Origin of the sequence: Devosia sp., assembly GCF_036406155.1 — a bacterium.
Lineage (GTDB): Bacteria > Pseudomonadota > Alphaproteobacteria > Rhizobiales > Devosiaceae > Devosia_A.
In genome coordinates, this window is sequence record NZ_DASWVV010000005.1 from 1 (window position 1) to 6,324 (window position 6,324).

Consider the following 6,324-nt stretch of genomic DNA (forward strand, 5'->3'; position numbering starts at 1 on the left):
CCGGCTGCGGCTCGACCGGGCGGCTGGGCTGCGGTGCCGGGCGCGGCTCCTCGCGCACCGTACGGGCCGGGGGCTCGGGCCGACGGTCGTTGAGGTCGTGCGTCGCCGGCTGCGAGCGCACGATGGCGTTGAGCTCGGCCAGCGCCTCGATCTGCTCGGCCACGACGCGGCGCATGGCGGCGGCGCTCGCCTTGGTCTCCTCGGGCAGTTCCATGACCCCGCGCGCCAGTTCCGAGCGGGTCGCTTCCAGTTCCGAACCCACTTCCTTGGCCGTCGAGCGCATGGCGGCGGCGGTCTCGTTGAAGCGCCGTGTGGCCTCCTCCAGCGCCTGCTGCATCTCGAGGATCATCGTCGCCTGCGTCTGGCGCAGGACATCGGCGGCCTTCTCGCTCTCGCTCCCGGCGACGCCGCTGAACCTGGCGAGCTGTCCCTCGACCTTCTCGGAGGTTCCCTGCAGCGCCTCCTCGAGCAGGTTGGTGGTGCGGCTCAGCGCCGCCTCCATCTTGCCGGTGACCGAGTTGAGGGCGCCTTCCATCTGCTCGGTCGTCGAACCGACAGCGGACTGCACCTGGTCGACCGTACTGGTCAGGACGTGCTGCAACTGATCGGTCGTGGAGCTGACGGCGGACTGCACCTGGTCGGCGGTGCTGGTCAGGACGTGCTGCAGCTGGTCGGCCGTCGAGCCGACGGCGGATTGCACCTGGTCGGCCGTGCTGGTCAGCACGTGCTGCAGTTGCTCGGTCGATGCTGCCAGCGCGGTATTGATCGAGCCCGTGGTGCTCTCGATCGTCTCGGCCACGGACGACGTGGTCGAGGCCAGCAGGTCTTCCATGGTCCGGCGGGCGGTGAGCAGCCGCTGCTCGGTCTCGTTGACCGTATCGGCGATCGACTGAGCGAAGCCGCGCATGCGCTCGTCGATGTCGTCGGCGCGGGCGGTGAAGCTCTGCGCCAGCGCGTCCAGCGCCGAGCGGCGCTCGTCGAGGGTGGACAGCGCCACCTCGCTGGCGGTGCTCAGGCTCTGCGCGGCATGGTCCATGCCCTGCGCCTCGGCGTTGAGGTTGCCCAGGATGGAGCCGAACTCCTGCACCATGGCGGTGATGGTCGTCTGCAGGGCGCCGACATGTTCGGTGACCAGCTTGCCCGCTTCCTCGGTCGAGCCGATGGCCTCGCGAATGGTTGCCGAGTAGGTCGCGGTCTGGTCGGCGACGCTGGCCTCGAGCGTGGCGAGGTTCGCCGTCGAGGAGTCGAGGACCTTCTGCAGCAGGATGTTGCTGTCATTGAGCTTGCCGAGGGCGGCCGTGACATCCGTGAGGATGCGGGCGGTCGAGGCGCTCATCAGCTCCTCGGCCTCGCGGGCGTTCTGCGCCAGGGCCTGCTGCAGCACGTTGTTGTGGCCGAGCAGGGCGTTCTCGAGTTGCGCCGAGCGGTCGCTGACCAACTGCGCAAACCCGTCGGTCTGCTCGGTGACGACGCGATTGATCTCGCTGACGCGATGGCCGATCGACTCTGCCGCGGCAACGGCCTTGATCGACACCAGTTCGTCGATGGAACGGGCGGCGGTCTGGATTTGCTCGAGCGCCGTGCGCACCGCGACATCCATGCGATCCGCCGTCTCGGCGACGTCGGCCGAGATATTGCTGGTGGCGGCGACGATGCGCTGGGAGATGGTTTCCTCGATGCGGTCGGCACCGGCTTCGAGGTCGCTCATTGATTGCACGAGCGCGGTGTTGATCGCGGTATTGAGCGATGCCAGGCGCTCGGCCGTGATGTCGGCGCGGGCGGTGATGGCTTCGGGCAGAGTGCCAAGCCGCTGGTCGACCGTGTCGGTGATGGCCTTGCGGGCCGAGTTGACCCCGGTCTCGATGATGTCGGCCGCCTTGCGCGCGCTGTCGCCGACGGTCGCGGCCGCGGCGTCGATGCGGGCAGTCACGCCACCCTCGGCATCGGCAATGCGCAGGATGGCGCTGTCGATGCCGCGCGCCAGGTTGTCGCTGACATCGGCAACTTTGCTGGCAATGAGCGAAGACACCGCTTCGCTGCGCTCGCCCATGATGTCGGCGACGCCGCGCAGGCTCTCGTCGATCTTGTCGCGGGCCGCCGTCCCCTGGGCCTCGATGGTGCGCGCCAGCTCGGCAGTGCGCTCCCCGATCGCGGCCGAGATCCCGGCGGTGTGGGTGCCCAGCGTTTCGGCCAACTGCTGCGTGCGCGTGTTGAGCGCCTCGGACAGCTCGCTCGAGCGGGTACCGACGGTGATTGCGAGTTGCTGGGTACGCTGGTCGAGCGTCGCGCTCAGCTCCTGGCTATGCCGCTCGAGGGTGGCGTCCAGCGCCTGGCTGCGCTCGCCGAGTGCGGCGTCCAATGCCTGGCTGCGTTCGCTGAGGGCGGTGTCCAGCGCCTGCGTATGTGCGCTGAGGGTCGCGTCGAGGGTCCGGCCATGCTGGCCGAGCGTCGAGTCCAGCACCTGGCTGTGCCGGCCCAGCGTCGTGTCCAGCGTCTGGCTGTGCTGCTCCAGCGCGGCGTCGAGGGTCTGTGTGCGCTCGGCGAGCGACTGGTCCAGCGCGGCGGCGCGGCCGGCGAGCGTCTGGTCGATTTCCTGGGCCCGGCCGGACAGCGTCTGGTCGAGCTGCTGGGCGCCGCCCAGCAGGGCGGATTCGATCTCGTGCACGCGACCGCCGAGCAGGTCGGAGAGCTCGGCGCCGCGGCTCTGCAGCGTCTCGTCGAGCAGCTGCGTGCGGCCGTCGAGGGCGTCGGCGATGATCTGGGCGTGCCCCTCGAGCGAGTCGGAGATCTCGCGCGAGCGGTTGGAGATGGTCTCCGTGATCTGCTTGGTGCGCTGGCCCAGCGTTTCCGTCATCTCGCGCGTGCGCTGGCTGACGATGTCGTTGAAATGGCCCGACTTCTCGTCGAGCGCCATTTCCAGGACGTTGGCGCGGGCCGCGAAGCTCGCATTGTGCTTGTCGAGCGCGGCGATGAGCTTCTCGCCCTTGTCGCCGATGACGCCGTCGAGGCCCTGCAGCCGCGAGTCGATGGCGTTGGCGATCTCTTCGAGGCGGGCATCGAACTCGCTGAGGTTCTGGGAGCCGGCGCCCATCAGCGTGACGCGGGCGCGTTCGGTGGTGTCGTCCAGCGCTCCGCTCAGCTCGATCATGGCCGACTGCAGCCGGCTTTCCATGGAGTTGACCTGGATGGAGACGCTCTCGTCGAGCTGGCGCGACAGGCCGGACAGCAGCTGCTCGGCCTCGCGCGCGCGGCCGGTGATGTCGGTGGCGATGCGGGAGCCGATCATGTCGAGTGCGCTCGACACCTCGTGGCCGCGGTCCCGCAGCTGGTCGAGCAGGGTGATGCCGCCCTGGCTCAGCAGCTTGGCGAGGCTGGAGGTGCGGTTGTCGATGGCGTCCGAAAGCGTCACTGCGCGGCTGTCGAGCGCCTCGGTCAGGGCCGACATGCGCCCGTCGATGACCGAGCTCAGCTCCATCGTGCGGTTCTCGAAGGCCTGCGAGATGGTGTTGGCGCGGTCCTCGAGCGTGATGTTGAGGCGGCTGGCGCTGTCGTCGAGGGCAACGAGCAGGTGGCTCGTGCGCTGGTCGATCAGCGAGACGAAGGATTCGGTACGTTCGCCGAAGGCGGAGTTCAACGAGTTGCCGGCGGTTTCCAGCGCCTTGGTGAGGTTGCCGCCGGATTCGACGATGGTGCCGGCAATGCGCTGCGAAATCATGTCGAGATCGAACACCAGCCCGGTATGGCTCTCGGTGATGGCCTCGCGCACGCGCTCGGTGTTGGTGATGACGGCCTCGCGCTGGCTCGCGAGCTCCTGGATGAGGGCGCGCATGCGCGACTCGTTGTCCGAATAGGTGCGCTCGAGCGCGGTGACCTCGTTGTGGATCATGACCTCGAGTTCGCCGGCGCGCGACAAGGCGCGCTCGAGGCCGTCGCCGAGGGCATTGACCTCGCGGCGCACGGCCTGGCCGACAGAGGCGACCTTCTCCGACGCCGTGGTCTCGGGCTCGGCGAGGCGGATGGCGGCCTGGGTGACGGCGGTCGCCGCGTTGCGCAGGTCCTGCGCGCGCCGCACCAGCGTCGAGATGGCGAAGAAGCCGAGGACGGGGATCACCGCCAGGGTGACGAGGCCGATGAAATCGTTGGAACCGAAGAAGGCGGGCGTACCCAGCTCGCTGCCGTGACGGACGATGGCGACGAGCACGATGCCGAACACCCAGGCCGCGGCGATGCCGGCCGCGATCAGGGTGGGGCCCTGCGAGCTCTTGGATTGCAGCCCATAAAGGATCCGCGAGCCCTGGAAGCGATCGTCATTGGCGACCGAGCCGGCCTGGGCTGCGATCTTGTCTGCCGCCCGGGCGCGCTCCGACACGGGCGCCGCCTCGCGGGGCGCAGGCTTGACGCCCGGCTTGTCGTTCTGCCCAGCGGGTTCATCGAGCCCGGCGAATACGGAGTCCTTGAGCGCGTCCTCGACCGCCGAGAATGCCAGGGTTGCGGGATCGTTCTGGGAGGGGGAGGATTTCTTCGCCATACTCTTTACAACTCTCGCATCGGCAAATGAGCGGGCCTCGTGGAGTTGTCATGGACCCGCACCCGTTTCCGGGTCTGTGACCATTAGGGTAAAATGCGATTCAAAAGCTCCGCAATCCAACCCTGACCCTCGCGGCCGCTCGCTGGGTGAACGACACATATACCTGCAATTTTATCCAAACCGAACGGTTTCTTAAGCAAAGGTTAATTTTGTGGCGGGAGCGAGACCCGTTAACGTGGTGCGTACAATTGTAGCCACCGGTTTCACCCGGGGTTGAATCGACTGCCCTAGCTTGACGAAACCGCCAGGACGGCGGGCAAGGGGATGGGGCGCAAGATGGGACGCACGACTTCGGCCAAGGCGACGGCGAGGAGCTCTCGCGCGCAGCACCCGCACCAGCCGATCGACATGGCGCACCTGGAGAGGCAGGCGCTGGGCGACAAGGGGCTGGAGGGCGAAGTGCTGCGCCTGTTCGAGCAGATGTCGCACGTCTATTTCCGCCGCCTCGAAACCAGCACGACGCTCGACGACCTGCTGCAGCACCTGCACAGGCTCAGGGCCGCGGCCGACGGCGTCGGCGCGCGCCGGATCGCCGAACTGGCCGGCCTCGCCGAGGACGAGTTGCGGGCCGGGCGGCCGGTCAATCCCGAGCGCATCGACGATCTCGGCATGGCCGTCCAGGAATGCGCGGCGTTCATCGCGGGGCTGCTCGAGCACGAAGTCGCCTGAGGAGGCGCCCGGCCGCAAGTCGGCCGAGACCGCCGTCTTGCCCGGGCCGGCTCGCATCTCTATATGGCAGCTGTTCCTTCCTCCGGCCCGCCAGCATGACCAAGATCACCTTCATCGAATCCGACGGCACGCGTCACGAGACCGAGGCCGAGAACGGCGCGACCGTAATGGAGACCGCCATCATGAACGCGGTTCCGGGAATCGTCGCCGAATGTGGCGGGGCCTGCACCTGTGCCACCTGCCATGTCTATGTCGACCCGGACTGGGTCGACACGGTGGGCGGCCCCTCGGTGATGGAGGAAGACATGCTCGATTTCGCCTTCGAGCCCAGGCCCAACAGCCGGCTGTCCTGCCAGATCCGTGTCAAGGACCAGCTCGACGGCCTGGTCGTGCACGTCCCCACCCGCCAGGGCTAGCGCCGGAACTGCTGCCGCGTGCGCCCCTCGGATTCCACGCGGAGCGGCGGCAGTGGATTCATTTGCCGGGGCGCGGGCAGGCGGCCGCGGCCGCGTTCTACTGGCGGCTTCCGGAAGGAAATATAAAAGCTATTCAATATCAATAACTTGAGCTTCCGCCCCGAAGTCCTGTATGTCTTGCGCAGCAGGAAGGGTCGACAATGGGCGAGCTGCACACATTTCCGCTCAGTTACAAGGTAAAGGGGTGTCGCATCGTCATCGTCGGCGGTGGCGAGGAGGCGCTCAACAAGGCCAGATTGGCCGCGAAGACTTCCGCATCCGTCCTCGTTGTTTGCGCCCGGATCGTGAGCGACTTCTCTGGTCTGCCGGTGACGGTCGCGGCGCGGGCCTTTGCCACGGCTGATCTCGACGGGGCGGCCCTGGTCTTCGTTGCCGATCGTGACGCCGACGGCGCGGCGGCCAGGCTGGCGGCGCGGCAGCGCGGCATCCCGCTCAACGTCGTCGACGCCCCCTCCGAGTGCGATTTCTATACGCCTTCGATCATCGCGCGGGCGCCGGTCGCGATCGCCGTCTCGTCGGAAGGCATGGCCCCGGTGCTGGCGCGGCTGCTGCGCGCCCGCATCGAAGCCGCGCTACCCCCCGATATCGGCG

Annotated in this window: 4 protein-coding genes; 3 read left to right on the plus strand and 1 reads right to left on the minus strand. The window is 68.0% G+C overall.

The window, feature by feature from the left end; all coding sequences use genetic code 11:
- A partial coding sequence (locus VGD93_RS00130; RefSeq protein ID WP_395007975.1) for a hypothetical protein occupies positions 1-4,528 on the minus strand: 4,528 nt, incomplete at its 3' end.
- Positions 4,529-4,864: 336 nt separating this feature from the next.
- Between VGD93_RS00130 and VGD93_RS00135 the strand changes: the two genes are divergently transcribed.
- From VGD93_RS00135 to VGD93_RS00145, 3 genes are all read left to right on the plus strand, one after another.
- The gene (locus tag VGD93_RS00135; RefSeq protein WP_395007977.1) at positions 4,865-5,257 is read left to right on the plus strand and encodes an Hpt domain-containing protein; all 393 of its coding nucleotides are present in this window, start codon (positions 4,865-4,867) and stop codon (positions 5,255-5,257) included.
- Between the two features lie 95 nt (positions 5,258-5,352).
- Positions 5,353-5,673, plus strand: a complete 321-nt coding sequence (locus VGD93_RS00140; RefSeq protein WP_395007979.1) for a 2Fe-2S iron-sulfur cluster-binding protein — start codon at positions 5,353-5,355, stop codon at positions 5,671-5,673.
- A gap of 200 nt (positions 5,674-5,873) precedes the next feature.
- On the plus strand, positions 5,874-6,324 hold a 451-nt coding region (locus VGD93_RS00145), incomplete at its 3' end, for a precorrin-2 dehydrogenase/sirohydrochlorin ferrochelatase family protein (protein WP_395007981.1).

Bases quoted from the DNA above. Each gene is read 5' to 3' on its own strand.
- VGD93_RS00135 (WP_395007977.1), top strand. From the start codon at position 4,865: ATGGGACGCACGACTTCGGCCAAGGCGACGGCGAGGAGCTCTCGCGCG.
- VGD93_RS00140 (WP_395007979.1), top strand. From the start codon at position 5,353: ATGACCAAGATCACCTTCATCGAATCCGACGGCACGCGTCACGAGACC.